The organism is Martelella mediterranea (genome assembly GCF_021021415.1).
In the GTDB taxonomy this organism is placed as follows: domain Bacteria; phylum Pseudomonadota; class Alphaproteobacteria; order Rhizobiales; family Rhizobiaceae; genus Martelella; species Martelella mediterranea_C.
This window is the reverse complement of the sequence record NZ_JAINWJ010000004.1, coordinates 147,245-174,230: the sequence shown is the minus strand read 5'-3', so window position 1 is coordinate 174,230 and position 26,986 is coordinate 147,245. Positions and strand designations below refer to the sequence as shown.

Annotated in this window: 23 protein-coding genes; 9 read left to right on the top strand and 14 right to left on the bottom strand. The window is 63.7% G+C overall.

Annotation, left to right across the window (positions count from 1 at the left end; translation table 11 throughout):
• Positions 1-21: 21 nt before the first annotated feature.
• The 4 genes from K7H91_RS02595 to K7H91_RS02580 all read right to left on the bottom strand — a co-directional run bounded on the left by K7H91_RS02595 (position 22) and on the right by K7H91_RS02580 (position 3,814).
• Positions 22-975 carry an AraC family transcriptional regulator gene (locus K7H91_RS02595; protein ID WP_230718639.1) on the bottom strand — a complete coding sequence of 318 codons (954 nt, stop codon included), beginning with the start codon at positions 973-975 and terminating at the stop codon, positions 22-24.
• A gap of 245 nt (positions 976-1,220) precedes the next feature.
• Positions 1,221-2,453: a styrene monooxygenase/indole monooxygenase family protein gene (locus K7H91_RS02590; protein WP_230718637.1), complete on the bottom strand. Its 1,233-nt coding sequence runs from the start codon at positions 2,451-2,453 to the stop codon at positions 1,221-1,223.
• A 38-nt stretch (positions 2,454-2,491) separates the two neighbouring features.
• On the bottom strand, positions 2,492-3,271 hold the full coding sequence (locus K7H91_RS02585) for an SDR family oxidoreductase (RefSeq protein WP_230718636.1): 780 nt from the start codon (positions 3,269-3,271) through the stop codon (positions 2,492-2,494).
• A 39-nt stretch (positions 3,272-3,310) separates the two neighbouring features.
• The gene (locus tag K7H91_RS02580) at positions 3,311-3,814 is read right to left on the bottom strand and encodes a flavin reductase family protein (RefSeq protein WP_230718635.1); all 504 of its coding nucleotides are present in this window, start codon (positions 3,812-3,814) and stop codon (positions 3,311-3,313) included.
• 148 nt (positions 3,815-3,962) lie between these two features.
• On the opposite strand from K7H91_RS02580, the gene K7H91_RS02575 reads away from it, so the two are divergent.
• The 4 genes from K7H91_RS02575 to K7H91_RS02560 all read left to right on the top strand — a co-directional run bounded on the left by K7H91_RS02575 (position 3,963) and on the right by K7H91_RS02560 (position 8,336).
• Positions 3,963-4,952 (top strand): AraC family transcriptional regulator, encoded by a 990-nt coding sequence (locus K7H91_RS02575; RefSeq protein ID WP_230718633.1) that lies wholly within the window; start codon positions 3,963-3,965, stop codon positions 4,950-4,952.
• Positions 4,953-5,178: 226 nt separating this feature from the next.
• Positions 5,179-6,171: a GAF domain-containing protein gene (locus K7H91_RS02570; protein WP_230718631.1), complete on the top strand. Its 993-nt coding sequence runs from the start codon at positions 5,179-5,181 to the stop codon at positions 6,169-6,171.
• A 153-nt stretch (positions 6,172-6,324) separates the two neighbouring features.
• Positions 6,325-7,836: an aldehyde dehydrogenase gene (adh, locus tag K7H91_RS02565; protein ID WP_230718773.1), complete on the top strand. Its 1,512-nt coding sequence runs from the start codon at positions 6,325-6,327 to the stop codon at positions 7,834-7,836.
• Positions 7,837-7,913: 77 nt separating this feature from the next.
• Positions 7,914-8,336: a DUF779 domain-containing protein gene (locus tag K7H91_RS02560; protein WP_230718630.1), complete on the top strand. Its 423-nt coding sequence runs from the start codon at positions 7,914-7,916 to the stop codon at positions 8,334-8,336.
• Between the two features lie 12 nt (positions 8,337-8,348).
• On the opposite strand, the gene K7H91_RS02555 is transcribed toward K7H91_RS02560, so the two are convergent.
• From K7H91_RS02555 to K7H91_RS02515, 8 genes are all read right to left on the bottom strand, one after another.
• Positions 8,349-9,284 carry a dimethyl sulfoxide reductase anchor subunit family protein gene (locus K7H91_RS02555; protein WP_230718629.1) on the bottom strand — a complete coding sequence of 312 codons (936 nt, stop codon included), beginning with the start codon at positions 9,282-9,284 and terminating at the stop codon, positions 8,349-8,351.
• A gap of 6 nt (positions 9,285-9,290) precedes the next feature.
• Entirely contained in the window at positions 9,291-10,025 is a 735-nt protein-coding gene (locus K7H91_RS02550; RefSeq protein WP_230718628.1) for a 4Fe-4S dicluster domain-containing protein, read from the bottom strand.
• Positions 10,022-12,961 (bottom strand): molybdopterin oxidoreductase family protein, encoded by a 2,940-nt coding sequence (locus K7H91_RS02545; protein WP_230718627.1) that lies wholly within the window; start codon positions 12,959-12,961, stop codon positions 10,022-10,024. The genes K7H91_RS02550 and K7H91_RS02545 overlap by 4 nt, the downstream gene beginning before the upstream one ends.
• A gap of 54 nt (positions 12,962-13,015) precedes the next feature.
• Positions 13,016-13,342, bottom strand: a complete 327-nt coding sequence (locus tag K7H91_RS02540) for a DUF202 domain-containing protein (RefSeq protein WP_230718626.1) — start codon at positions 13,340-13,342, stop codon at positions 13,016-13,018.
• A gap of 18 nt (positions 13,343-13,360) precedes the next feature.
• Positions 13,361-13,801: a YidH family protein gene (locus K7H91_RS25530; protein ID WP_269065881.1), complete on the bottom strand. Its 441-nt coding sequence runs from the start codon at positions 13,799-13,801 to the stop codon at positions 13,361-13,363.
• Between the two features lie 231 nt (positions 13,802-14,032).
• Positions 14,033-14,950: a LysR substrate-binding domain-containing protein gene (locus tag K7H91_RS02525; protein WP_230718624.1), complete on the bottom strand. Its 918-nt coding sequence runs from the start codon at positions 14,948-14,950 to the stop codon at positions 14,033-14,035.
• A gap of 253 nt (positions 14,951-15,203) precedes the next feature.
• Positions 15,204-18,578, bottom strand: a complete 3,375-nt coding sequence (locus K7H91_RS02520; protein ID WP_230718622.1) for an autotransporter domain-containing protein — start codon at positions 18,576-18,578, stop codon at positions 15,204-15,206.
• Positions 18,579-18,796: 218 nt separating this feature from the next.
• Positions 18,797-19,378 (bottom strand): HXXEE domain-containing protein, encoded by a 582-nt coding sequence (locus K7H91_RS02515; RefSeq protein WP_230718620.1) that lies wholly within the window; start codon positions 19,376-19,378, stop codon positions 18,797-18,799.
• A gap of 360 nt (positions 19,379-19,738) precedes the next feature.
• Here K7H91_RS02515 and K7H91_RS02510 point away from each other — a divergent pair, with 360 nt between their 5' ends.
• Positions 19,739-20,770 (top strand): LacI family DNA-binding transcriptional regulator, encoded by a 1,032-nt coding sequence (locus K7H91_RS02510; RefSeq protein ID WP_230718618.1) that lies wholly within the window; start codon positions 19,739-19,741, stop codon positions 20,768-20,770.
• Positions 20,771-20,787: 17 nt separating this feature from the next.
• On the opposite strand, the gene K7H91_RS02505 is transcribed toward K7H91_RS02510, so the two are convergent.
• Positions 20,788-21,711 carry an alpha/beta hydrolase gene (locus K7H91_RS02505; protein ID WP_230718616.1) on the bottom strand — a complete coding sequence of 308 codons (924 nt, stop codon included), beginning with the start codon at positions 21,709-21,711 and terminating at the stop codon, positions 20,788-20,790.
• Positions 21,708-22,856: a Gfo/Idh/MocA family protein gene (locus K7H91_RS02500; RefSeq protein ID WP_230718615.1), complete on the bottom strand. Its 1,149-nt coding sequence runs from the start codon at positions 22,854-22,856 to the stop codon at positions 21,708-21,710. The genes K7H91_RS02505 and K7H91_RS02500 overlap by 4 nt, the downstream gene beginning before the upstream one ends.
• 150 nt (positions 22,857-23,006) lie before the next feature.
• On the opposite strand from K7H91_RS02500, the gene K7H91_RS02495 reads away from it, so the two are divergent.
• From K7H91_RS02495 to K7H91_RS02480, 4 genes are all read left to right on the top strand, one after another.
• Positions 23,007-23,822 (top strand): sugar phosphate isomerase/epimerase family protein, encoded by an 816-nt coding sequence (locus K7H91_RS02495; protein ID WP_269065880.1) that lies wholly within the window; start codon positions 23,007-23,009, stop codon positions 23,820-23,822.
• A gap of 44 nt (positions 23,823-23,866) precedes the next feature.
• Positions 23,867-24,667, top strand: a complete 801-nt coding sequence (locus K7H91_RS02490) for a class I fructose-bisphosphate aldolase (protein ID WP_230718613.1) — start codon at positions 23,867-23,869, stop codon at positions 24,665-24,667.
• Positions 24,668-24,669: 2 nt separating this feature from the next.
• A complete protein-coding gene (locus K7H91_RS02485; protein ID WP_230718611.1) occupies positions 24,670-25,590 on the top strand; it encodes a PfkB family carbohydrate kinase in 921 nt (306 codons plus the stop codon).
• 160 nt (positions 25,591-25,750) lie between these two features.
• Positions 25,751-26,899 (top strand): ABC transporter ATP-binding protein, encoded by a 1,149-nt coding sequence (locus tag K7H91_RS02480; protein ID WP_230718609.1) that lies wholly within the window; start codon positions 25,751-25,753, stop codon positions 26,897-26,899.
• Positions 26,900-26,986 lie beyond the last annotated feature (87 nt).

Below are 26,986 nucleotides of genomic sequence, written 5' to 3'. Positions count from 1 at the left end.
TCGCCTGACATACGGCGTAGTTCAGTGCCGGCTCTTGCTGTCCTCGGACGGCAGGGCGTCGAACAGGGCGCGATAGGCGGAGGAGAAGCGGCCGAGATGGCGCATGCCGACGCGCCGGGCGGCATCGCTGGCCGACAGCCCGTCCTCGATGATCAGCCGCCGGGCTTCTTCCATGCGAATCCGGGTCAGCATTTCATAGGGCGTCTTCTGGTAGTGGCGCTGGAAACCTTCATAAAGCGCCCGCTCCGAAACGCCGATCTCCCATGCGACGGCCGACATTGACAGCCGTTCGCCGAAGCGGGCGTGAAACAAGTCCATCACCCGCTTCACATGGCGCGGCGTGGCGCTCAGGCGGTCGGGCACGACCGACTGGCCGTTCAGATAGGGAATATTGCCTAAAATCAGATCGATGATGCGATCGGTGATCGCCTCACGGTGCGGATCGTCCGCGTCACCGCCCTCGGAAAGATCGGCCGCCAGCACCTGAAACGCTTCCAGGAGACGCCGTCCATGCGCGGTTTGCAGATCGATCAGCGGGTCGAACACCGGCGCCTCGGCCTTAGCGCGATGGGTGAGCCGCGCGATCCGCTGTTCCAGCCGACAGCGGTCGATCTGAAGCATCCATTGCCGGGTGGCCGCCTGCCAGCGCGAACGGAACCGCGGCCCGGGCGATAGCAGCAGCGCCTGACCGGGCGCGGAGTTGATTTCCTCCTTGCCGAAGTCGATCCGCACTCCGCCGCTCAGCGGCATTTCCAGCATGTAGAATTCCTCGAAGCCATGGGCGCTGACCTCGATCTCGGCGCCGTATTCGAGGCGGTTGAAGGCCCCGCAGGCCGTCTTCACGGCATGGTGGCGGAAGCCGACCTCGCGGCCGGCATAGACCTCGAGGCGATGATCGCAGAACGACCGGGTCATGTAGTATTCGGCTTCGAGCGGGTCGCTCGCCCGATAGCTCACGGTGTTCTCGAAGTCCAAAACCGCCCCCTCCAGGACATGCGGCCCACTGCCGCGACAGACGATCATATTGATACAATGCGTGGCATCAAGTCCAGCGCGGCGCAATGGTCGCGCCGAAGACGGCCGCAATGCCGTCGCCCCGGCCCTGAGCCGGGGTCCAGGGCCGTGCGGGGACCGTTTCCTCAGCGAGGAACAGAAAGGAAGGTCATTGCCGCCCTGGATGCCGGCACAAGGCCGGCATGACGGAGGTGGAGACCCTGCCCTTAAGCGGCAAGCCGTGTCAGATAGGCATCCGCCTCTTCGGGAACCGCGAACCACGGGAAGAAGTCGCGCGGATCGTTGAAGCCGTTGGCGATGCGTTTCGCCAGTTCCGGATAGGCCTGGGCCGAGCCCATGATGTTGAGCACATGGGGCGGCGGCGGGGCGAGCAGCGCGTTGGTCCAGCCGACCACGAACTGTGCGTAAGCCCAGTAGGCCTCGAAAGTGGCGACCATGAAGGCCTCGTCGAAGGCATTGTCGCCATGGGCGAGGATCGCATCAAGATAGCATTTCGCCGCCTTGGAGGCATTGTTCGAACCCTGCCCCGTTATCGGGTCGTTGAGGCAGACGGCATCGGCCATACCAAGCACGATCGCGCCGGACGGCAGACGCCCGACCGGCTTGCGCACCGTGGGCGGAAACGCGCCGGCGAGAATGCCGTTATCGTCTGTGAGCGCGATATCCGTGTTGCGCTCAGCTTCCCACGGCAGGAAGGTGTCGAGAATCCATTTTGACTTCGCCAGATGATCCTCCGGCGACACCACGCCCTTCCAGCAATCCATCGGCCCGCCGGGAATGCCCTCGAACACCATGATGTCGCACGGGCCGGTCGTGGTCAGCGCCGGAAAGGTGAAATATTCGCCGACCGTGGGGATGAGGTTGAAGCTGACCGCGGAGTGATCCGGGCGCGGCGCCATGCCGGTGACATAGGTCAGCGCCAGCGCACGCTGCGGCCGGTCATAGGGCGAGCGCTCGGGGTCGCGTTCGAACATTTTGGCGATGTCGCCCTTGCCGGCGGCGACGATTACGAGGTCGCTTTCCTTCGCATAGGTTTCGAGATCGTCGAGGCTTGCGTCATGGATCACCATGTCGCCGCCGAGACGGGTGAATTCCTTCATCCAGCGCGGGATTTTAAGCCGCTGGTCGACGCTCTGGGCGTAGCTGTCGAGCTTGCCGTTCCAGTCGATCGCCTTGACGCCCGGCGCATCCGGCGCAGGCACCGTGAAGTTGATGGAGTCGACCGTCGGACATTCGGCCTCCCAGAAATTGATGCCGAGATCGCGCTCGTTCTGGAGCGCGGCATCAAACATGCACTGGCTGGAAAGGACCTTGCCCTTTTCGATCTCCTCGCCGGTGCGGTTCTGGACGATGCGCACCGCATGGCCGGCCTTCAGAAGGCCGATGCCGAGCTGGAGGCCGGACTGGCCGCCGCCGACAATGGTGAAATGTTTCGTCATGTCATTCCCCTTTTCGTGGATTGTTTGTTGTTGCGGGATCAGTCCATCAGCAGCGGGATCGCCGGTTCGGCCTGTTCCGGCCCCATCGCCGTGTAGCCGCCGTCGACGCGGATATCCGTGCCGGTGATGAAGCTCGCGCTGTCGGAAAGCAGGAAGGCGACCGCCTCGCCGACCTCATCCGGGCTGCCGGTGCGGCCGAGCAGGTGGAAGGGCTTTGCGACGCTGTCCGCCTTGGCGCGGGTGTCGTGGGTCAGTTCCTGCATGATGTTGGACCATGTCCAGCCGGGCGAGACCGCGTTGACGCGAATGCCCTCGGGGGCGAGGTCCATCGCCTGGTTGCGCGTCAGTTGCAGGATCGCGGCCTTGGAGACCGGATAGACCCAGCGTCCGGTCTGGGCGACGCGGGCGGAGATCGAGCCGAAATTGACGATCGCGCCCTTGTTTTTGGCAAGATGCGGCCGCGCCGCCTGCATCAGCATTACCGAACCGACGATGTTGACGTCGAGGGCGGCGAGCCAGTCGGCGCGCTTGGTCTCCGCGCCTTCATCCAGATAGGTGCAGGCGACGTTTACGAGATAGTCGAGCCGACCGGTTTCCTCGACCGTCTTTGCGACCAGCGCGGCGATATCCTCGTCCCTGGTGATGTCGGTGGCGATGAAGCGCGCGCCGGTGGTGGCCGCCGCCTTTTCGCCGGCCTCGGCGTTGATATCGGCAATCACGACGTCGATGCCGTAACCCGCGAGCACCGTTGCGATGCCCTGCCCGATCAGCGTCGCGCCGCCGGAAATGATGGCGGTCTTTCCGTTCAGACCTTTCATGATGGCTTCCCCTTTATTGTTGCAAGAGATTTCGGAAAATCAGGCCGGCGATGCCGCCAGGCAGGTCGTCAGGAAGGCGCCGTCGCCATAGAGCAATGGCGGGGCTTCGCCGTCGGCGCAGCGGGTCGCCTCGACCCTGCCGATCAGGATCATGTGGGTGCCGAAGGTCACGCTCTCCGCCAGCCGGCAATCGAAGCTCACGGTGGCATCGGCGAGCACCGGTGCGCCGGTTTCCGCAACGCTCCAGTCGCCGACCGAAAACCGGTCCTCGCGCTGATGGCCAGTGCGGCCCGCGAATGTTTCGGCAACCGCGCGCTGGGCTGTCGCCAGCACGTTGACGGCGAAGACGCCGCGCTGTTCGACGACCGCGGCAATCGAGGTCTCGCGATTGACGCAGGCGACCAGCGAAGGCGGATCGGTCGACAGCGAACAGACCGCCGTTGCTGTGATCCCGCAGCGCCGCCCTTCGGCATCCAGCGATGTGATGATGGTCACGCCTCCGGCAAGACGACGCATGCCGGCACGGAAGAGTCCGCTTCCCATATTTTCGTTCCCGCGATTGCGAATGGATTTCCCATTCATTTTATGTTTAAATTAATCATCCGCCGAACTTGACGAACCGCAATCCGGATTGCGCAACGCCTTGTCCGTTTTCGGCAGACGTGCCTTGTTTTCGATTGGGAAGCCCCCGATGATCGCTACGCATGCCACACCCTTGAAGCATCATGGCCTCGTCGACACCAAGAGCGTCGATGAGGCGCGCGACGCGATCGGCCGCATCTTCTGTCCCCACTTCCTGAGCGTGCGCGACCGGCGCGCCGACGGCTTCCACGCCGTCCACAACGCCGTCGAGCAGCCGGGCTATTCGGTGAATTTCGTCGCCTATGGCGCGGAGGTTGAAATCGATCCGGGCGAGCTTTCCGATTTCTTTCTGCTGCAGCTTCCGGTCGCCGGCGCTGCCAATGTGCGTTGCGGCACGCGGGTGACGGAGGTCGAGGTCGGCCGCCGCGCATCGCTGCTGTCGCCGACGCTCGCCTCACGCATGGTCTGGCGGGAGAATTGCGAAAAGCTGATCGTGCTGATGCGCCGGCGCGTGGTCGAGGATTTCTTCGAGACGCTGACCCATCGCGCGGCGACGCCGCTCGAATTCGAGCCCGGCGTCGATTTGACGACGCCGGTGGGCGCCAGCGTCATGTCCCATGCCCGCCTGCTGTTCGAGGCAGCGGAAGGCGGCGCGGCGCTGCCGGATTCCTACCGCGTCATGCTGCGCGACGGCCTGCTGTCGCTGCTCCTGACGGGGCTTGAGAACAACCGCTCCGATATGCTGCATGCGCCGGCGGCCGCAGCGGGGCCGCTATCGGTGCAGAAGGCCGACGACTTCATCCAGATGCATGCGGCCGATACGATCGCGATGGCGGATATCGCCGCCGCCGCCGGCCTGCCGCTGCGCACCCTGCAGGATGCCTATCGCAAGGCCCGCGGCCACACGCTTTCGGACGGCGTGCAGAAGGCCCGGCTGCAGAAATTGCGCGAGCTTCTGCTCAAGCCCGGCCCCGGGCTTTCCGTCGCCGACGCCGTTCTGGCCTCGGGCTTCGGCCATCTCGGCCGCGCTGCCTCCGCCTATCGCACGGCCTATGGCGAAAGCCCCTCCGAAACGCTCCGGCGGACGCGATCGGCGTAAGCGCTTCAGACCGAGCACGCCCGATGAATTCAAACCGCAAACCGCTCGCAACCGGTCAGCGGCGATATTGGGCAAAGGTCATGGATGACCGCGGCGACGTAATACTGTAGGATGGGACGCCGGACAAGGAAGCGGCCGGCGGGAGGAGACAGCCGGTGGCGCCATGAGGCCGCATCGCCAAGCGAGGCGCGAAATATCAGGCTGCGCGACATGGGAGGAAATGCCGATGGTTTTTCCATCAAGGGTAACGGATGCTCATATCCATGCCGAAACCGTTCTGGCGACGGCCCTTTCTTCGAAAGAACCGGCCTTCTCGCCTGTCGCGGCATCGTGGTGGCGGTCGTTGGTCCAGCACAAGCTCGATCCGGCCGGCGCAACCGACACCGGGGAAAGAAGGCTCGGCAGCGCCGAACTGCGCGAACGGCGCGAGCGCGCAGACCCGATGGTTTCGATCGCCGGCGCCCGCCTCGACCGCCTGTTCCGTTGCGTTTCACAGTCAGCCTGCGGCGTATTCCTGAGCGATGCCGACGGCTTCGTTCTCGAACACCGCTATCGCGACGCCGACCGCGAGAGTTTCGAACTTTGGGGATTGCGAGAGGGACGAAGCTGGTCGGAATCCGTCGAGGGCACCAACGGCATCGGCACCTGCCTTGCCGAGGGCCGCGCGCTCATCATCCATCGCGACGAGCATTTTTTCAATCGCAACACCGCCATGAGCTGCATTGATGCACCGATCTTCGGGCCCGACGGACGGCTGATCGGGGCGCTCGACGTTTCATCGGCGCGCGCCGACCAGACCGCATCCGCCAATCAGATGATTGCCGCGCTGGTGCAGCAGACCGCGCGGCAGATAGAAGCGGACTGCTTTCGGGCCAGCCATCCGGGCTATCGCATCCTGCTTGCCGAAGGTGGCGCCGGCGGCGACGATGCGGTCACCGCGCTGATCGCGGTCGATAATGATGATCTGGTGGTCGCGGCGACCCGTTCGGCCCGGCAGGCGCTGGGCCTCGCCCTTTCCGGCGACTTCACCCCGATACCGGCGGCGGATCTGCTTGGCAACGATACCGGAAAACGCGGCTTCGACGCCGCCGAGCATGCCGTGGTTGTCCAAGCGCTCGCCCGGATGAACGGCAATGTTCAGGCTGCGGCACGCGCGCTCGGAATCAGCCGGGCCACGCTCTATCGCCGGATGAAACGGCTCGGCATTACCGGATTTTGACGCCGGGTCGCTTTTTTCCTCTCGAACTGTTTCAGAATTGAGACAGAACGCGACATCCTCACCTTTCACCCGGGTGACGGCGGCGATGCAGACGCTCATGATCTTCCTCATAGCCAACGTTCAAACGTTATGGGAGGAAATGCCATGAACGAGATGACCAAACCCGAAGGGCTTTTGAAATCCCCCTTCAAGGACCGCTATGACAACTTCATCGGCGGCAAGTTCGTACCGCCGAAGAACGGTCGCTATTTCACCAATACCACGCCGATCACCGGGGCAGCGATTAACGAGATCGCCCGTTCCGACGCCGCCGATATCGAGCTCGCGCTGGATGCGGCCCATGCGGCGAAGGCGAAATGGGGTTCGACCTCGCCGGCCGACCGCGCCCGCGCGTTGCTTAAGATCGCGGATGTGATCGAGGCCAACCTTGCCCTGATCGCCACCTGCGAGACCTGGGACAATGGCAAGCCGATCCGCGAGACGATGAATGCGGATATCCCGCTTGCCGCCGACCATTTCCGCTACTTTGCCTCCGCGCTGCGCGCCCAGGAAGGCACGATGAGCGAGATCGACGACGACACCGTCGCCTATCACTTCCATGAACCGCTCGGCGTGGTCGGCCAGATCATCCCGTGGAACTTCCCGATCCTGATGGCCGCCTGGAAGCTGGCCCCGGCGATTGCCGCCGGCAACTGCGTGGTGCTGAAGCCCGCCGAACAGACGCCCGCCTCGATCCTGGTGCTGGCGGAGCTGATTGCCGACATTCTGCCGCCCGGCGTGCTCAACATCGTCAACGGTTTCGGGCTCGAGGCCGGCAAGCCGCTGGCGCAGAGCCCGCGCATCTCCAAGATCGCCTTTACCGGCGAGACCACGACCGGCCGGCTGATCATGCAATATGCCACCGAAAACCTCATTCCGGTGACGCTGGAGCTTGGCGGCAAATCGCCCAACATCTTCTTCAAGGATGTGATGCGCGAGGATGACGGCTTTCTCGACAAGGCGGTCGAGGGCTTCGTGTTCTTCGCGCTCAACCAGGGCGAGGTCTGCACCTGCCCGTCCCGCGCGCTGATCCAGGAGGATATCTACGACGCCTTCATGGAAAAGGCGATTGCCCGGACCAAGGCGATCATCCAGGGCGACCCCCGCGCCGACAACACCATGATCGGCGCGCAGGCATCGAGCGAGCAGAAGGAAAAGATCCTCAGCTATTTCGATATCGGCCGCCAGGAAGGCGCGGAAGTGCTTCTGGGCGGCAAGGCGGCCGATCTCGGCGGCGAGCTTTCGGGCGGCTACTATATCGAACCGACGATCCTCAAGGGGCACAACAAGATGCGCGTGTTCCAGGAGGAAATCTTCGGCCCCGTGGTCTCCGTCACCACCTTCAAGGATGAGGCCGAGGCGCTCGAAATCGCCAACGACACGCTTTATGGCCTCGGCGCCGGCGTGTGGTCGCGCGATGCCAACACCTGCTACCGCTTCGGCCGCCACATCCAGGCCGGGCGCGTCTGGGTCAACAACTACCACGCCTATCCCGCCCATGCGGCCTTTGGCGGCTACAAGCAGTCGGGCATCGGGCGCGAGACCCACAAGATGATGCTCGATCACTATCAGCAGACCAAGAACCTGCTGGTCAGCTACTCGACCGAGAAGGTCGGCTTCTTCTGAGGCCAGGGGAATCCTCCCAGGTGGCGGGCGGAGCTTCGGCTTCGCCCGTTCGCTTTCGGTTCAACAAGGAGACGGATATGGAAAAGCCGAACATCCACTGCGTCACCGATGCCGACCTGCCTGCCGGCGCCGAAAAGGGCAGCCGGGTAACCGCGACGCTTGCGGCGCGAGAGCTCATCCGCGAGATCAAGGCCGACCACGGCGAGATCATGTTCCACCAGTCCGGCGGCTGCTGCGACGGCTCGTCGCCGATGTGCTATCCGAAAGCCGAATTTCACCTCGGCAGCGGCGATGTGAAACTCGGCACGGTGGAAGGTGCGGAGGTCTGGATCTCCGGCCCGCAGTTTCAGGCCTGGAAACACACCCAGTTGATCCTCGACGTGGTGCCCGGTCGCGGCGGCATGTTCAGCCTCGACAATGGCCGCGAGAAGCGATTTCTGACCCGGTCCCGCGTACTCACCGAAGACGAGCTCGAAGCGCTGGAAACCCCGCGGACTTAAAACATCTCTGGCTCAATAACCGTAGTAAAGCGTCACCGTGTGCCGCGCTTCGGCGAAGAACAGCCAGCGTTCGACCAGCATGCCGGCAAGTTGCAGGGGCACGGCGGTAAGGGCGAGCACCAGCGCCAGCGGTCCGGGAAGCAGCATCGACAGCAACAGGCAGGCTGCCGGCAGGGCAAAGGCAAGCGCTTGCGCGATCAGGCGCAGCCTTGCGGCATGCTTGCGCGCGACGCGATAGCCCATTTCCTTCAGCAGGTAGTTCTGCTCGCTGTGCGGGGACTGCACCTGTCGGATTTGGCCCTCGCCCAGCCCGAGCGCCTGATTGGTGGTGGGCTGTGCCCTGCCGCTGTCGCGATAGGCCCAGTAGCCGCGCTTGACCGCCCACCCTGCCAGCGCAAGGAGCACCGCCAGCGCGGCGACCAACCGGCTTGCGGGACCGAAAATGGCAAGCAGCGCGTTGAGCAGCGTCAGGCCGGTCATCGCGGCGAAGACGAGGTAGCAGGGCAGCGTCCAGGGACCGTGCCATTCCGCGACGGGCTTGAGCGAGGCGTAGATCATCGCCGTCATGATGACGGTCGCGACCGCGCCAATGGCGGCGAGCGCGCCGGCGAGCGCCATCCAGCCGCCGCTGGCCTGCAGGATCACCCAGCCGAAGGCGAGCGCGACAGCGGGGACATAGGTCGCGACGGAGGAAACGCCTTCGCGCGAAAGCCAGGACGACCGCCACTGGCTGAAGGCGCGCCAGGCGCGCTCCGGGCGGCCGAGATGGGCGGTGGACGACAACAACCCGGCCGAGATCAGGCCGAGCGACAGGCCGAAGCCGACGACACCGAGCCACGGATCGGGCGGCAGCAGGCCGAAGGCGGCGGCAAGCCCCAGCAGGAACAGAAGGCCATAGCCCGCGCCGGACGCGGTGGTGAAGAAGATGACGGAAAAGGCGGGATGCATCGGCGTCTACCTCGAAAGCATGCGATCGACCCAGCCAAGAAAGCCGCCCTCGGGCGCGGCGTCCTCAAGCGGCAGGGCATCCGTCGCGGTGGCGGCATCGCGCCTGGGGCGCGGCGGAAGGTAGCGGTTGGTCGGGTTGTAGCCGAGCTCCGGCATCAGCGCGACGCCGCCGCGTTCCTCGGAAAGCTTCGAGATCGCCGAGTCCGGATCGCCGAAATCGCCGAAATGGCGCGCGCCGGTGGGACAGGCGGCGACGCAGGCCGGCACCCGGTCCTCCTCGGCGAGGTTTTCATTGTAGATCCGGTCGACGCAGAGCGTGCATTTCTTCATCACGCCGACATCGACATCGAATTCCCGCGCGCCATAGGGACAGGCCCAGGAGCACAGCTTGCAGCCGATGCACTTGTCCTCGTCCACCAGCACGATGCCATCCGAGGCGCGCTTGTAGGACGCGCCGGTGGGACAGACCGTGACGCAGGCCGGCGTCTCGCAATGCAGGCAGGAGCGGGGGAAGTGGATGGTGGCCCCGCCCTTCGGCGTATCCTGCTCATAGGTGTGGACGCGGTTGAAGAACACCCCGTCCACCTTGTCGGCATAGGGGTTGAGATCGGTCAGCGGGGCCATGTGGCCGCCCGCATTCCATTCCTTGCACGAGGTGACGCAGGCATTGCAGCCGACGCAGGTATCGAGATCGATCGCGAGACCGAGCTTGCGGTCGGTCTTTTCGGGAAGACAGGTCATTTCGCGCGCTCCCTTGGTTTGTGTGCCGGCTTGAACTCCGCGCCGTAAGTGAGCTTGTCGGGTCCCTCGGAAAGGCCCGGCGGCAATTCGACGGGCGGTTCCAGAGGCTCGGTGCTCCCGGCCTCTTCCGGCGTGCATTTGATCAGGCGGATGCGCAGGTCGAACCAGGCGGCCTGCCCGGTCACCGGGTCCGAATTGGAGAACCGGCGGCCCTTGGCATCGGGCGGCAGCAGTTCGGTGATTGCATGGTTCAGAAGGAAGCCGCGGTTCGATTCCCCGGCATTTTCGTGCAGACCCCAGGTCCGCCGCCGCTTGCCGATGGCGTTCCAGGTCCACACCGTATTGGGGTTCACGCCCTCGACCAGCGAGATCTGGCCGCGCACCCGCCCGTGCGGGCTTTCGATCCAGACCCAGTCGTCATCCACGAGGTTCAGGCTGGCGGCGAGATTGCGATGCACGAACAGCTTGTTCTGGTTCATCACCTGCCTGAGCCAGGCATTCTGCGAACCCCAGGAATGGTACATAAACATCGGCCGCTGCGTCAGCGCGTGGATCGGGTAGTCATCGGCAAAAACCAGCGACTGTTCGAGCGGCTCGGACCAGAACGGTAGCGGATCGAAATAGGTGGCGACCCGGTCGCGCTCGGCCTCGGGCGGCTGGATCGGGCCGTGGCCCTTCGCGGCAAGGCGGAAGCGCTGCAGCGGTTCGGAATAAATCTGGAAGATGATCGGCTCGGGCTTCGACAGAAAGCCGAACTGCACCGCCGTCTCCAGATAGGCCCTGTTGGCCATCTTGTAGAACCGTTCCTCCGGCCTGAAATCGTGATGCCAGAAGCCGCCATGTTCAATATAGCGCTTGAGCTGGTCCTTGTTCGGCGCGCCGCGGCCGTGCTGGTCGCCGTTCTCGCCGCGCCAACCGGCGAGCGGGCCGATGCCGGGGCTGCGCTCGTGATTGACGATGTAATCGGCATAATCGCGGTATTTCGCGCTGCCATCCTCATTGACGAAGCCCGGCAGACCGAGCCTTGCGCCGATATCGATCAGCACCGACTGGAAACCGCGCACGTCGCGGTCGGGTTCCAGCACCGGGTGACGGATCGCATCGCCCGGCCCGTCCGCATGGCTGATCGGCCGGTCGAGCAGGCTGATGCAGTCGTGGCGTTCCAGATAGGTCGTGTCCGGCAGCACCAGATCGGCATAGGACACCGTCTCGGAATGATAGGCGTCGGAATAGATGATGAACGGGATCCTGTACTCGCCATTCTCGTCCTTCGCCGTCAGCATCCGCATCGTCTCGGATGTGTTCATCGACGAGTTCCACGCCATGTTCGCCATGTAGAGAAACAGCGTGTCGATCGGATAGGGATCGCCCTCATAGGCATTGCGGATGACCATGTGCATCAGCCCGTGGGCCGAAAACGGCGCCTGCCAGGAATAGGCCTTGTCGATGCGGATCGGGCCGCCCTTCTCATCCACCAGCAGGTCGGCGGGATCGGTGACGAAGCCGAGCGGCGCGCCCGAAAGCGGCGTGTTCGGCTTGCTGCCATCCTTGCCCGCGGGCTTCAGCGGCGGCGGCACCGGCTTCGGATAGGGCGGTTTGTAGCGGAAGCCGCCGGGCACATCGACGGTTCCGAGCAGAACCTGAAGCAGGTGGATGGCGCGACAGGTGTGGAAGCCGTTGGAATGGGCCGAGATGCCTCGCATGGCGTGCATCGAGATCGGGCGGCCCTTCATCGTCTTGTGCTCGCGGCCCGCCCAGTCGGTCCAGGCGACGGGGATTTCGATTTCCTCCTCGAAGGCGACCTTGGCGAGTTCCGCCGCGATGCGGCGGATGGTGGCGGCGGGCACGCCGCACTTGTCGGCAACCGCATCCGGCGCGTATTCCTTGGAGAGGTAGCGTTCTGCAAGAATCTGAAAGGCGGGGCTGACGGTGCGGCCAAGCGCATGAAAGGTGCCGGTCAGCGCCGGGGCAATTGTCGGGTCGCTGGAAATGGCCGTCGTGCCTTTCTCGCGCTCCCAGCTCAGGATATTGCCGTCGCCATCGCGCAGGAACAGGCCGTCGTCGGCCGCGCCCTCCTCGCGAATGACCAACTGGTGCAGATTGGTGTAGCGGATCAGGTAATCAAGATCGACCTTGCCCGCCCGCAACAGCTCATGCACGAGCGCCAGCACGAACAGCCCGTCCGTGCCCGGGCGGATGCCGATCCATTCGTCAGCGATCGCGTTATAGCCGGTGCGACAGGGATTGACGCCGACAACCTTGGCGCCATGGGCCTTGAGCTTGCCGAGGCCGATCTTGATCGGGTTGGAATCATGGTCCTCGGCGACGCCGAACAGCATGAAATATTTCGAGCGCTCCCAATCGGGCTCGCCGAATTCCCAGAACGCGCCGCCGATGGAATAGAGCCCGGCCGCGGCCATGTTGACCGAACAGAAGCCGCCATGGGCCGCGAAATTCGGCGTGCCGAACTGCGTCGCCCACCAGCCGGTCAGCGATTGCGACTGGTCGCGGCCGGTGAAGAAGGCCAGCTTCTTCGGGTCCGTGGAACGGATGCGGGCAAGCCGCTCCGTGACGATGGAAAGCGCTTCGTCCCACGCGATCTCGCGGTACTCGCCCTTGCCGCGCGGGCCGGTGCGCAGCAGCGGTTTTTTAAGCCGCGCCGGGCTGTAATGCTGCATGATGCCGGCGCTGCCCTTGCCGCAGAGCACCCCGCGATTGACCGGATGGTCCTTGTTGCCGTTGATATAGCGCACCTTGCCATCGCGGATATGCACGTCGATCCCGCAGCGACAGGCGCACATGTAGCAGGTGGTCTTCGCCACATGGTCGCCGATCTTTGGCGAGGTGACGACGCCGTCGCCCTCATCCGGGGCGGGACTGTCACGCAGGGCTTGCTGCGACGGGGCTGCGTTCGCACCGCGATCATTGCGCGCCATCTGAGACTCCTTCAAAGGTGAGGACGATCGGAAACGATGGGAATGCCACCGTGGTCAGCGAACGACGATCATCAGGAGCGTGAGCGCTCCCAACAAGGCGACAGAGATGCCGGTGATCAGCACTTCTTGTCGCGGCGCGAGGTGATGCGGCAGTGGACGCAGGCGCAGCAGGCGCGTGCGTCTCATGCCGGTCAGCACCATCATGATGGCAAGCGCCATGGCGAAGCTGCCGCCAAGAATTGACAGCAGGCCCGGCGACCCGCCCTCGCGCAGAAGCAACAACCCGCCGTCGATGGCCACCACCAGCGCGGTGCGCACCCAGGAGAGGTCCGTCCGCTCGGGCTGCAATCCGGGTCGGCCCGGAATGAGGCGCTCGCTCATGAGCCTGTCCTTTCCGCATCACAGCAGCCCTCCGGTGACAAGTGCGGTGATCCCGGCGAGACTGCCGGACAGGATGATGAGGCCGGACAGGAACCAGATGGCCGTGCCGCCGGGCAGCGGCGCGTCATGAGACATGGCCCGCTGCACGTTGTGCCAGCGCCAGGTCGCATAGATGATCGCCACAAGGCCGGCCGCAGCCAGCACGATGCCGAACAGCTTGTCGGGGTCGAGGCCGGTCAGCGGTTTGGCGAAATGCATCAGCCCCACCGCGCCGGCCAGAAGCGCCAGCGCCGTGCGCACCCAGGCAAGGAAGGTTCTTTCGTTGGCAAGCGTGAAGCGGTAGTCGGGCTCGTGGCCCTGGGGCGGCAATTGCGGCCCGGTCAAAGCGCTGCCCGCATCCGGGCTTTCGATCGTATGTTCGGCCTGAGGTTTGATACCTTCGTCACGGGTCTTGCGCATTGTCGGCTTCCTCATCCGGAATTCCGGTTAACGCATAAGTAGATAAGGCCGGCGACACGGTCCAATACTCTGATCGGATGCATTCAATCTGGATTCATGATGGATCAGGGACAGGAAAGCCGGTGCAGCGATCAGTTACCAACGACGTCGCGCCATTGTTCGACCTTGCGTCGGGTTCGCAAAATACCAAGATCCGCCTTTTCGCCCATGATCCATGGTCAGGCCGAAAGCTCAAACCTGTCTTTCGGCTTCCGCGCCGCTGATCGGCTCGACAATGCCCAACTGGTTCAGGAACGCCGTCACGGCGCGGGTCGGGCGGCGGGCTGCAAGACGCAGGGCCAGGAACTGGCGTTCCGGCAATTCGATCGGGACGTGATGCAGCAATCCCGCCTCCAGGCTGGGCGCCGCAACCGAAGCCGACATCGCGGCCGCCCCGAGCCCGGCCTCAACCGCCGCGCGCACCGCCTCGTTGGACGGCAGTTCCATCGCGATGCGGAAGCCGGCCACATCCGCGCCCATGGCGAGAGCGGCATGCTCGAAGGCGGACCGCGTGCCCGAGCCGGTCTCGCGCCGCACCCAACTGCTTTCCGACATCTTGACGGGGTCAAGCCGCTTCAGCCCCGCCCAGGGGTGCTCGGGCGCGACGACGACGATCAGCCGGTCGGCTGCGACGGGGTGACAGACAAGCTGCGGATGCGCAACCTCGTCCTCGACAAAACCAAGCTCCACGGCCCCGGTCAGCACCGCCTCGGCGACCTGCTGGGTGTTCTCGATCTTCATGCGCAGGTTGATGCCGGGATGGGTGCGACGGAATGCGGCAAGCCGTGCCGGCAACCAGTAGCTTGCAATCGTCTGGCTCGCCTCGACCTGCAGCGTCCCGCGCAACAGCGTGCTGAACTCGCTCAGCGCCAGTTCGGCGCGCTCCACCTGACCGAGGATCGCGCTCGCCTCGGTGAGCAGCGCCCGGCCGGCCTCGGACAGCTCGATCCGCCGCCCGACGCGGTAGAAAAGCTGCACATCATAGCGCGCCTCGAGCTGGGCGATCGCGTGGCTGGCTGCGGACTGGGCGATGTTGAGCGCCTGCGCGGCCTGCGTGACATGCTGCCGCTCGGCCACTTCGACAAAGATGCGCAATTGCTCGAAGGTCATCGCGGCTCCACCCAAAAGTCTTGTTTGCTATCGCTGTTATTTCAATAGCTTTCCGTCATTCGATACGCAAATGGCAGGCGTTCAGGCGCGGACGGTCGCTGAATAGCCCTCATTTTCCAGACAGCAAGACAATGGCCGCACGTGGCGGCCATCTCCGAAAAGCTTGAGCGTATTGTCGAAAGTGTTCTGGCATGATCGGTCGCGCCCCCAACGATCCGCCGTGCCGCGCAATCAGAACCGAAGGGCCTCCGCCTCAGAAGGTGAGCGTGAGCCGGCCCTGAACCGAATTGTCGCTGGAGCCGTCGCCGAACTGGCCGGCGTAGAACACACCGAGCGCGGCCCGCCCCTTGCCGTCCTTGCCGAAGGCGCCGAGGTCGAAATCGAGGCCGGCCTCGACGACCGCAGCGTTTTCGGCAATCGGCGCGCCGTCGACGACAAACGGCATGCCACCGGCAAAGCTGTTCGCGGCGTTGGGCACCGTTGTGCCGAAGGCATGACGCCAGCCGATCATGCCGGAAAGACTGGCGGAGCCGCCATTGGAAATATCGAAATCGGTGGACGCGCGAAGGCCGAGCGTCGAGAACGTGGTGTCGGTATCGCCGGATGCGACGGAAAGCGCCGCCGCGCCACCGGTCTCCGAATAGCCGTCGGTGTGAAGGTTCACATAGGCGAGATTGGCGAAGGGCTGAAGCGTCGCCGCACCCATGTCGAATTGGTAGCTGGCCTCGCCGAAGATCTGCGCCGTGCCCGCATCGGTCGAACCGGAAAGGTATTCCGAAAAGCCCGGAAATGCCGCCGTGCGGGCGGTATCGACCGTCGACCAGCCATAGGCCGCGCCGGCGCTGAGGCCGAAGCCCTGCCATTCGCCGCCGCCATAGACGCCGAGCAGGAAGGTATCGGCTGTCGCCTTCGCGTCGCTGCCGTCTTCCTCATAGCGCGAAGATTGATAGCCGGCGACGATGCCGGCGCGGGCCGTGTCGCCAAGCGCAAAATCGCCACCGCCGAGGACGCCGCCGGTGCTGCGGTCAAGCCCGCTCGCATTGCCGTCGCCATCCGTCGTGCCCCAGCCGCCGAAGGGCTGCAGCCAGAAACCCGGCGCGCCCACGGCGTCATCAAGGCGCGAGAAAGCCGCGGCGCGGACATAACGGCTGTCCTCGATCAGGCCGGTCTTGAGGCTGGCGTGAATGTCTCCGGACAATGCATCAAAGGCTTCCGTCGCGCCGGCGCCATCCTGAACCACGACCGCGCCGTAGAGCGCGCTCGATTGCGGCAGGGCGTCGAGTGCGTTGGCGGCGGCCCTTTCATTGGCCGTTACCGCGTAGTCGGCAAAGGCGACATTGTTGCGCGCCATCTGAACGGTCACGACGGTCGCGCCATAATCGATCCCGGTCGCAAGGAAGATCGAGCCAGCATTGGAGGACACGTTGTCGAAGCTTCCGGACACGCCGCCATCTGCCGTCAGCACGGTGTATGCGTTGCTCCAGTTGGCGGCCGGATCGGCCATCATCAGCGACAGGTTTCCGCCCGAAAGCGTTGCGCTGCCGGTGGCCGCGACGAGATCGGCCGCGCCCGACATGCCATCGGTTTCGATGATCAGCGTCGAACCGGGCGCGAAGCTGACGTCGCCGGCCACATTGATCAGGCCGATGGAATTGCCAGGAGAGACGGTCGCGCCGTCGCCAACCGTCAGGTCGCCGATCGTGCCATTGCCCGCAAGCCACGCGCCCGCACCCATATCGAGAGCAATATTGGCAAGCGACCCGTCAAGCCTGAGCGTCGCACCGGAAAGCGTCATGGCGGACGCGATTGCGGTCTCGCCGGACAGGGTCCAGTTCGAGCCAGAAGCGAAAGCAAGCGCCTCGAAATTGCGATAGGTGGCAGTGCTGCCGAGAAGGCCGAGATCGAAGGCGCCGTCGCGCGCGCCGAATTCGAACGTGTCGGTCCCGCCTTCGGCATCGACATAGCCAGTCACGCTGCTGCCGGCCTGATAGACGAAGCGGTCATCGCCATTGCCCATCGAAACGGCGTATTCGGTGCCCTTGATGGCGCCGTAATTGATCACCGTATTGCCGAACGTGCCGGCGTCGTTGACCATCTTGATGCCGAAGCCGTCCTTGCCTTCGATCGTGCCGTAATTGGTGACGGTCAAGGCGGCATAAGCGTCGCCATTATTGCTGTTGTCGTCGAGAATGCCGTTATCCGCGCCGGAAATCAGCGCCCCGGTGTAATCCGCGCTGCCGTTGACGATGATGCCGCCGCCGGTCGCGATCGCCTCGCTGGTCGAGGGCTTGGTCTCGCCCCCCTTGGTGCCCTTGGAGCCGAGGCCGAGAATCTGGCCGTAATTGTAGAACTCGCCGCGATGGTCGAAATCGACGCCGTCGCCGTCGCCGAAATCGGCGGCCGGGTCGAACGTGCCGGAGATCAGGCCGTAATTGACGATGCTGCCCGAGCCGTTGGAATTCACCCCGGAACCGTTGCGGCCCTCGATCGTGCCGCCAGCGGCATTGGTGACGATCAGCACATCGTTCTCACCGGAAGCCTTGACGCCATGATAGGCGCCGGTAATCGTCGCGCCGGCATAATTGTTGACGGTGAGCGCCATGCCGTCGGCATCTTCATTATCGAGCTTGATTGCGCTGTTGTTCTGATCGCTTGCCTCTCCCTCGGCATAATCGCTGCGGATCAGTCCGTAATTGTCGACAATGGTGCCGTTGCCGGCCTTGATGCCGTCATTGTCGGCGGCCGAGATCGTGCCGCTCTGCCTGTTCGTGATGGTGATGGTCGAACCGGCGGCGATGATATCGGCAAGGTCGAGCGCCTGACCGCCATCGGAGGACGAGATCTCGCCGGCATTGTCGATGGTAATCGAGGCTGCGTGGCTGCTGTCCTTGTCCGCCTTGATCTTCAACGCGTCATCGGTGGCGGTGATCACGCCGGAAACGCCATTGGTCAGCGCGAAGGAAGAGAGAGTCTCGAAATTCTCGTCGTCGTCAAAGGAAATGGCGCGCTTGTCCGATTTCGTTGTCGAAATCGTGCCGTCATTGACGAGCGTGATGGTGCCGGCCCCCAGACGGATGGCATCGGTGTCGCTGGAGGTGATCGTCGCGTCGGCGCGGTTGGTGATGCCGACGGCCGCGCTTTCGGACGTAGCGCTGTTGAAATCGAGCGCCTGACCGCCATCCGTGGTGATGATGCCGGAATTGTCGACAATCACCGTGCCGTTTTCCAGCGCGCTGTCGACGCGGAAGGCATCGGCTTTCTTCGATTTGATCGTGCCATTATTGGTGAGCGCAAAACGCCCGCTGACATCGTCTTCGGTGTCGATGGCCCGTTCCTTCTTGCCGTCAATCGTGCCGTTATTGATGATGGAAATACCGCCGCCGGTCGCCGAACCGTCCCAGAGGATCGCCTGAGCGTCCGTCGCCGTGAGCGTCGCGCCGCTTTCGATCACGCCCCTGTCATCCCCCGAAACGGTCTGCGAACCGGAAGCCGGCGGAACGGTGAAATCCGCGGCCTCGGCCGTCGCCATGAGAGACAGGCCGCCCAGCACGAAGACGCTGGCGCTCAGCATGAACAGCGTGCGTCTGTTTCGGATGGAAGACATGCGGGAATGGGGCGAACGGGACATCAAAAACTCCGGTTTCCGCGATTGCGGAATCACATTGGCGATAGGCAACGCGCACCTAACCAGAGAGCTGTTTCAGTTTTGCGACAGCGGCATTTGCCCGCGCGCCTGCCCTTGTCCGTGTCGTAATCGTCGCATTGCCGATGCTATGCGACTGGTCTCCAGGATGACTGACAGGAGATTTTCGATGCACGGCCGGCATGCGCGGTGATGTGAAACCGTCAGGTCTTCACCGCGCCCGCCGCATGGCGGTAGCGCCAGCCGGACTGCGCCATGATGGCGAGATGGATGGCGAGCGCCGCAGCAAGGCCGAAAGCGTGATCCAGGATCGTGATGCCCGACATCGCGCGCGCGCTCAAAAGGGTGGCGACGCTCAGCGGCAGGAACAGCACGATCGCGGTAACGAGGCCGGGATTGTAGCACCGCAGCCGCAGCGTGGTCACGATATGCAGCACGGCGTTGACGAAGAGAAGATAGGGCGCCACGAGGGCCGCTGCCGGCCACAGCAACAGCGCGGCATAGAATGCGAACAGGTTAACCCCCCAGACAATCGGCAGATTGACCACGAGGACGTCGACCGGGCGCAACACGTCTTTCCCGCCGAACAGCCGCTCATTCGCGAAGCGACGGAACCGGTCTCCCTCATGTTCCTCGAATTGATGAAACATGTAGATCGGCAGGTGCAGATAGATGAGCGTTACGAAACCGGAGAAGGCGAGGAAGATTGCCGGTGCCAGCGCCATGAAACCGCACGCCATGAACAGCGCCGCGGTAACCCATCGCCTTGCCAGCCAGTCCACCATCGCCGCCTCCCCCGCCTGCCAGATTCAAAGATCACAGGCCGTGACGGTGCATGAAGGCCGCAGTGAAAGCAAGTCCCTCACGGTCCGCGACGGTAGCGATCACAGGAGCGGTGTCGCCGGCGGCATCACTGCGGAAGGTGTTCGCGCCGGGCTGGGCTGATCCGCTTTTTCAACGCGGTGACGTTTTCTTCTCTTGAAGCGCATATGGGCCGTGTTCTATCGACCTGCACCATCAAGGATCACAGCGCGCTGGAACGTCGCCAGCGCGAACTGACTATTTTTCAATATGTGAAATTTGTAAACTTCGCTGCTCCAGTGTAGAAGCGTTCAATCGAAGCGAGGATGCACCGGGAAGAGGGCATGGCGGGCAAAACCTTTAAGTCTATGGAAGATTTCGCCAAGGCCTGTGGCGTATCGCGACCTACGATCGCGAAATATTTCAACAATCCGCTGGACGTCAAACCGGTGACCCGCCGGCGTATTGAGGCGGTCCTGAAGCAGTCCGATTTCGAGCCGAACTCGTTTGTGCGTCACCTCAGCAGCAAGATGGCCATCAATGTCGGCATTATCGTGCCGACAATCTACGACCCGTTCTTTGCCAAGTTCACGTCCCACATCGAAACCGCCCTGCGCGGCAGCGACATGCGGCCAATCCTGATTTCATCCAAGACGGCAGCCGACCTTGAGGAAGAGGCCGTCCAGCGAATGCTCGACTTCAAGGTGGCCGGCGTCATCGTCGCCCCTCTGGGCAACCAATCGCGGCCGGGCGTTTTCGATCGTTTGAAGAGTGAGATCCCGGTTGTCAGCTTCGATGTGCCGATGGGCGACGATGTGCCGTTCGTCAGCAACGACCATGATTTTGGCATGAGAGCCATGGTCCAGTATCTCTGCCGTTCCGGCGAGCCGCCCGTGCTGATAGAGGGGCCGCACCTTACCGACAATGTGCTGATCCGGCAGAATGCCTACCGCCAGGCCATGAAAGCCGAAGGGCACGAGCCGCTGATCGTGGATTTCGATTCCGAGGTCTCATGGGATATGGAGCGCCTGGGCCGCGAGCAGATGCAACGGCTTCTGGCAAATGGCCTGCCGGGCAAAACCCTGCTTTGCTCCAATGACCGCATCGCCTTCGGCGTTATTTCCGCCGCCTGCGAGGCCGGACTGAAGGTCGGTCGGGAACGGGATGACGATATTCGCGTCGCCGGACATGACGACCATCCCCTCAGCCAGTATTTCTGGCCGTCGCTGACAACCACCGCTCAGGACACCGAGACAATCGCCTCCGAAACCGTGCAACAACTCATCGAAGTCATCGAAACCCAGGCGCTTGGCGTGAAGGTAGTGCCGCGCCGAAAGCAGATTCGCTCGACCCTTATGATGCGACGATCCGCCTGAAGCCAGGACGCGGTGGATCAGGGCGCGATGTCCAGCCAGGCATCGCACAGCCAATGGGCGGCTTCGGCCGCCTCGGGGATCAGGGCCGACATCGACAGGAAGCCGTGGATCTGCCCGGGCCAGCAGCGCACAACCGCCCTGCCCTCATCCGTCAGCCGCGCTGCATAGGCAGCGCCCTCCGCATAAAGCACATCATGCCCGGCGAGAATGACCGCCGCCGGCGCAACACCTTGAAGTGAGGGAGCCTTCAGTGGTGCTGCGCGCCAATCCGTCCGGTCAGCTTCCCTTGGCAGATAGTGGTCGCGAAACCAGCCCATTTCCCGCGCGGTCAGGCCGTAGCCTTCGCCAAAACAGCGAAAGCTCTCGCTATCCTGGGTCTGATCGGTATTCGGATAGATCAGCAGTTGCGCGGCGATATCCGGGGCCTTTCCATCGCGCGCCAGAAGGGCCAGCACGGCGGCAAGGTTGCCGCCGGCGCTGTCGCCGCCGACAGCGATCCGCGCCGGGTCGATATCGAGCGCGGCAGCGTTCCGGGCAAGATGAGAGAGAGCTGCGACGCAATCCTCGATCGCGCCGGGAAAAGGCGTTTCGGGCGCAAGTCGATAGTCTGGCGAAACGACGACGGCGCGTGCGCGGTTGGCGAGCCGCCGGCATATCTCCTCATGCGAGCCGATGCCGCCGATCACCCAGCCGCCGCCATGCAGGTAAAGCAGCCCGCGGCCATTGGGCTCGGCCCCGTGCCCGCGCCAGATCCTGACACGCAGCCCGTCCCAGTCGTCTTCCGCGGTTTGCGCCACATCCTCGTGCCTCAACTGGCTTGCGGCATATCCCGCATCGAACTGAAGGCGGGCCGCCTGGGGCGTCAGCTCCGCGATCGAGGGCGCGTTCGCGGACGCCATCCTTTCAAGTGCATATGCCGCGGAAGCATCAAGTTCGGTCATGCCAAAAGCCCCTCGGCTTCAGCCTCATCCAGAATAGCGGGCTGGCAATCGACCGGATCAACGGCCACGGCCTCGCCGGTCTCGCCCGCGCACAGGATCGCCTGCATCACATCGAGAACATGCAGCGCCAACGCGCCGGATGCACGGGGATTCCTGCCTTCGACGAGAGCCTGCGCCATGTCCGCAAGCCCCAGCATCCGATAATTGCCGCGGTCCGGCGCATCGAGCGGCCAGTTCAGCGCCCCGAAGGACATGGTCGCGGTATCCACATCCTGCCACGGCGCGCCAAGCCTGGAGAGGCTGACCACGCCGCTGAAATTGTCGGGATCGGGCAGGCCGAGCGAGCCTTCGGTGCCATGCAGTTCGATCTGGCGGCCGGAATGGCGGAAGACATCCCATGAGGCGACAAATGTGATCTGCGCGCCCTTGTCGAACTCCAGCAGAGCGGCGACCGTTGTGGGCGTGTTGACCGGAATGGATTTGCCCTTCAGCGGCCCCTCTGCGCTGACAAAACGCTCCGTGTAAGCGCTGGTCGCCGTCGCCTGAACGCGCCGTACCGGCCCGAGCAGGTTGACCAGCATGGTCAGGTAATATGGCCCCATATCCAGGACCGGCCCGCCGCCGGGCTGATAATAGAAGGTTGGATCGGGGTGCCAGTGCTCCATGCCGCGGCCCATCATGAAGGCCGTGCCGCTAACCACCCGGCCGATCACGCCCGTCTCGATCTGCTGACGCGCATAGCGGCCGGCCGCACCGAGAAACGTGTCCGGCGCCGATCCGATCAACAGGTCCCGTGCCCTGGCCTCGTCAACCAGTCTGCGTCCCTCCGCAAAAGTGGCGCTGAGAGGTTTTTCGGTGAACACGTGCTTGCCGGCCTGAAGCGCCTGCATCGAGACATCGAAATGCGCGGTCGGCACTGTCAGGTTGAGGATCAGATCGATTTCAGAAGACGCCAGCATCTCGTCATAGTCCACGGCCCTGATCCCGAATGCGTCCGCTCGCGCCTTTGCGACGCTGGAATTGAGATCGGCGCAGGCCACCGGCCTGATTGCCGGAAACATTGCGGCATTGTGCAGATAAGCCTTTGAAATGTTTCCGCACCCCACGACCCCGATCCGGATCTGAGGCTTGACGTCCTTTAGCATGCTGGTCACTCCCGAGATTTTTTATTTGACGTATTGTAAAAATAAATTTTACATTATGCAATAAAGTTATCGGGCTGACGCGCCGGGAGGGCGCGCCTGGGTCGCGGCCCTCCGCCACAGGCGGGTGGGCAGAAGAAGGGGAGGATCACCATGGCAGAACGCCGCATCGCGTGTCAGACATTCACTTGGGAAATGCTCGGCGATGGCTGGGCCGGCGGGCCGGACGATCTGGTGGAGGCCATCGCAACGGCCGGATATGCCGGCATCGAGATTACCGACACCATGATCGGCCGCTACGCCGATCAGCCCAAGGCTTTCGCCCGCCGCCTCGATGAGGCCGGTCTGACCCTTGCCGCCTTCGCCTATGGCTCTGAGGGCGGATTTTCCGAAGCCGATTGGGCCGAGGCCGATTACGCCGCCTGCAGACGATGGTCCGACTTCGCAGCGCACTTCCCAGGGGCCGTGTTATCCATGGGGTCGGCGACCGCCATGTCCGACGGCGCGCGCGCCGACAAGATCGCGCTTGCTGCCGACATCTACAGTCGCTCCGCCGAGATTGCGCGCGCGGCCGGCGTTCCGCTGGCCCTGCATCCGTCTTCGCACAAGAATACGCTGCTGTTCGACAAGGCCGATTACGATCTGATCTTCAGCCTTCTCGACAAGGAGATCGGCTGGGTTCCAGACACCGGCCATATCCTCAGGGCGGGACAGAATATTGACATGACCCTCCGCGACTTCGGCGATCGCATACGCTACGTCCATCTCAAGGATGTCGATGCTGGCGGCGACTGGGCGATGCTGGGCGAAGGCATCTGCGACCTCGCCACTGTACTCGCGACCGTCGAGCGGGCGCCGCGCTTCAATGGCTGGATCGTGGTCGAGGAAGAATCCGACGAGGCCGGGATAGACCCCGCGGCCGCCGTTCGGCGCAATTTCGATACGATCAGCGCTCTGGCGCAAGGCTGAGCCGCATCCGGCGACAATCTCAACAATCACAGGAGGAAACTGCAATGACCCTGGGTACAACGGTGCGTCTGGCGCGCCTGTTTTCACACCCTTCGGGAAACCTTTTCGGCGGTGCCGTGGACCATTTCGTCGGTTACGGCGATGTCCGCAAGGGCGGCCTTGCCGATCTGCCCGGCGCGCTTGAACGCGTCATGCAGGGCAAGCCCGACTATGTCAGCATTCAACCGGGCGCGGCGCGGCTGTTGTGGGCGCGCTATGCCGGTCAGGCATCGCTGGTCATCCAGGCGGGATGCTTCACGCCGGACGACCGGATCAGCCAGTTGATCGCGACGCCGGAAGATGCCGTGCGGGCGGGCGCTGATGCGCTTGCCGTGGCCATTCCGGTGCGCGGCAGCACGGAAGGGCACTACATCCGCTGGCTGACCGACTCCGTCAACGCCGCAGCCCGTTTCGGCATGCCGATCGTCGCCCATATCTATCCGCGCGACTTCACCGACGGCGCAAAGATCGTTTTCACTCCGGAAGAGATCGCCTATGCGGCGCGCATCGGCATCGAAACCGGCGTCGACGTGATCAAGATCGGCTACACCGGCGATTTCGACGGCTACAAGGAAATCGTCCGCACGAGCCCGGTCCCGGTCGTGATTGCAGGCGGCCCCAAGACAGATACCCTGCTCGGCGCGCTGGAGCAGACGGCAGAGGCAATCCAGGCCGGTGCCCGCGGCGCCGTCGTCGGCCGGAACCTCTGGGGTCACGGAAATCCCGTCATCGCGGCGCGCGCCTTCCGCGGCGTCATTCACGACGGGCTTGCCGCCGAGGACGCCCTGAAGAAGGCGCAGGGCTGACAATGTCCCGGCCCGCCACGATCATCGGCTTCGGCGCCCTGTCAGTCGATGACATCTATTATGTGGATGCGCCGCTGCAGGCGGGCAAAGGCCGGGTGGTGCGGCGCGCCAGCGCCTTCGGCGGCAATGTGGCGACCGCTCTGGTCGCCGCATCCCGCCTCGGCGCAGAGGCAAGCTTCATCGGCTGGCTCGATGAGGATCCCGATGATCCGGTCGTGGCGGCGCTGAAGGCCGAAGGCGTGTTTACGGACGACGCGCCGCGCGCGGCCGGTTGCCGGCCGGTCCGCTCCACGATCACCGTCGGCTCGGACGGCGACAGGTTCATCGCCTTCGACGACGATGTCCGGCTCGGCACCGCGCCGGACCTGCCGGATACAGTTCTGACAACCGCCGGCGCGCTGCTGATCGATGGCTATGCAACGCGTTCACCGGAAGCCGTGTTCCGGGCGCGCAGCCTCGGCCTGCCGGTGATCGCCGATATGGAATGGAGCGAGGGGGAGACGACCGACCTGCTGCTTGAGGCTTGCGATCATCTTGTGCTGCCCTTCGGGTTCGCCCGCCTCCATACGGGGCAGAAACGGCCACGGGACGTGCTGCACGCATTGTGGAGCGATCGGCGCAGCGCCGTTGTGCTAACCGATGGGTCAAATGGCGCATATCTGCTGGAGGCGGATCGCCGCCCTCGTCACCTGCCATCACATTCCGTCAGCGTGGTCGACACCACCGGGGCCGGCGATTGTTTTCACGGCGCCTATGCCGTCGCGCTTGTTCGGGGGCGTGACATCGGCGACTGCGTCAAGTTTGCCGCGGCGGCGGCCGCGTTGTCGGTCTCAGGTCGCGGCGGAAGGGAGGCGCTTCCAACAGGCTGGGCTGTGGACGACCTGCTGGAAGCGAAAGGCGCTCCGGCATTTCAGCTTTTATAAAAAATTCGAAACGGTCATTTTTTTACATTAAGTAATTTTATAATTTGTATTTTGTAATTTTTATCGTATAGTTTTTTTGAGGAGAAAGCAGTCAATGCGCTGAACAGATCGCTTCAATGCCGCGCTTTTCAGCGGCATCGGCGGTGTCGGGAGGATATAGATGGCAGAGGTCGTTCTCGAGAACATCTGCAAGACCTACGGAAACAGCTTTCGCGCGATACAGGATCTCAATCTGACGATCGCGGATGGCGAATTCCTGATCCTGGTCGGCCCCTCTGGTTGCGGCAAGTCGACAGCTTTGAGAATGATTGCCGGGCTGGAGGAGACTACCAGCGGCCATCTCTATATCGGCGGGCGCGATGTGGTGGACATGGCCCCGAAAGACCGCGATATCGCAATGGTCTTCCAGTCCTACGCGCTTTACCCGCATATGACCGTCGCCGAGAACATCGGATTTTCGATGCGGCTTGCCCGCAAGAGCAAGGCCGAGCGCACGGCGCGGGTCGCCGAAATCGCCAATATTCTTCAGCTCACCGATCTGCTGAACAGCAAGCCGGCCAATCTCTCCGGCGGCCAGAGGCAGCGCGTGGCGATGGGGCGCGCCATGGTGCGGGAGCCGGCAGCCTTCCTGATGGACGAGCCGCTGTCCAATCTCGATGCAAAGCTGCGCGTCAAGATGCGGGGCGAAATCGCCGGCCTGCAACGTCAGCTCGGGGTCACGACCATCTATGTCACCCATGACCAGACCGAAGCCATGACGATGGGCGACCGCGTCGCCGTCATGAAGGGCGGAATCCTGCAGCAGGTCGATGTGCCGAAACGACTTTATGACGAACCGGTCAATGCCTTTGTCGCCGGCTTCATCGGATCGCCTTCGATGAACCTTTTCGAAGCGGATCTGGACGCCGGGGTTTTGAAGACGCCGGGCTTTGAATTGCGCCTGCCCGAAAGCGTGCTTTCGCGCCTGCCGTCCCTGGAACGCTACAACGGAAATAAGGTCGTTTTCGGCATCCGCCCCGAGGATCTTTACGACAGCAGGCTGGAAGCGGCGCGCGGCTATCAGGCCATTCCGGCGGAGGTGGTCAATGTCGAGGAACTCGGTTCCGAACACATGGTTCATCTGCGGCTGAATGCCATTGAGGTCGATTCGGGCGACCCGGACGCCGTTGCCGATCTTTCGGGGCTTGCCAACGCCGTGGCCCGGTTCGACCCGACGAGCGAAGTCAGGGCCGGCGATCCGATCAAGGTGGCCGTCGACTGTACGAAACTGCATTTTTTCGATCCCGACAGCCATGTCGTCATTCGCTGATATTGCAGCTCGGCCCCGCGACGGCCGGGGTCGGCCGACCATGTAGACGGCGCGGAGGAGGCCCCGTCGGAGCGAGATAAACGAGGT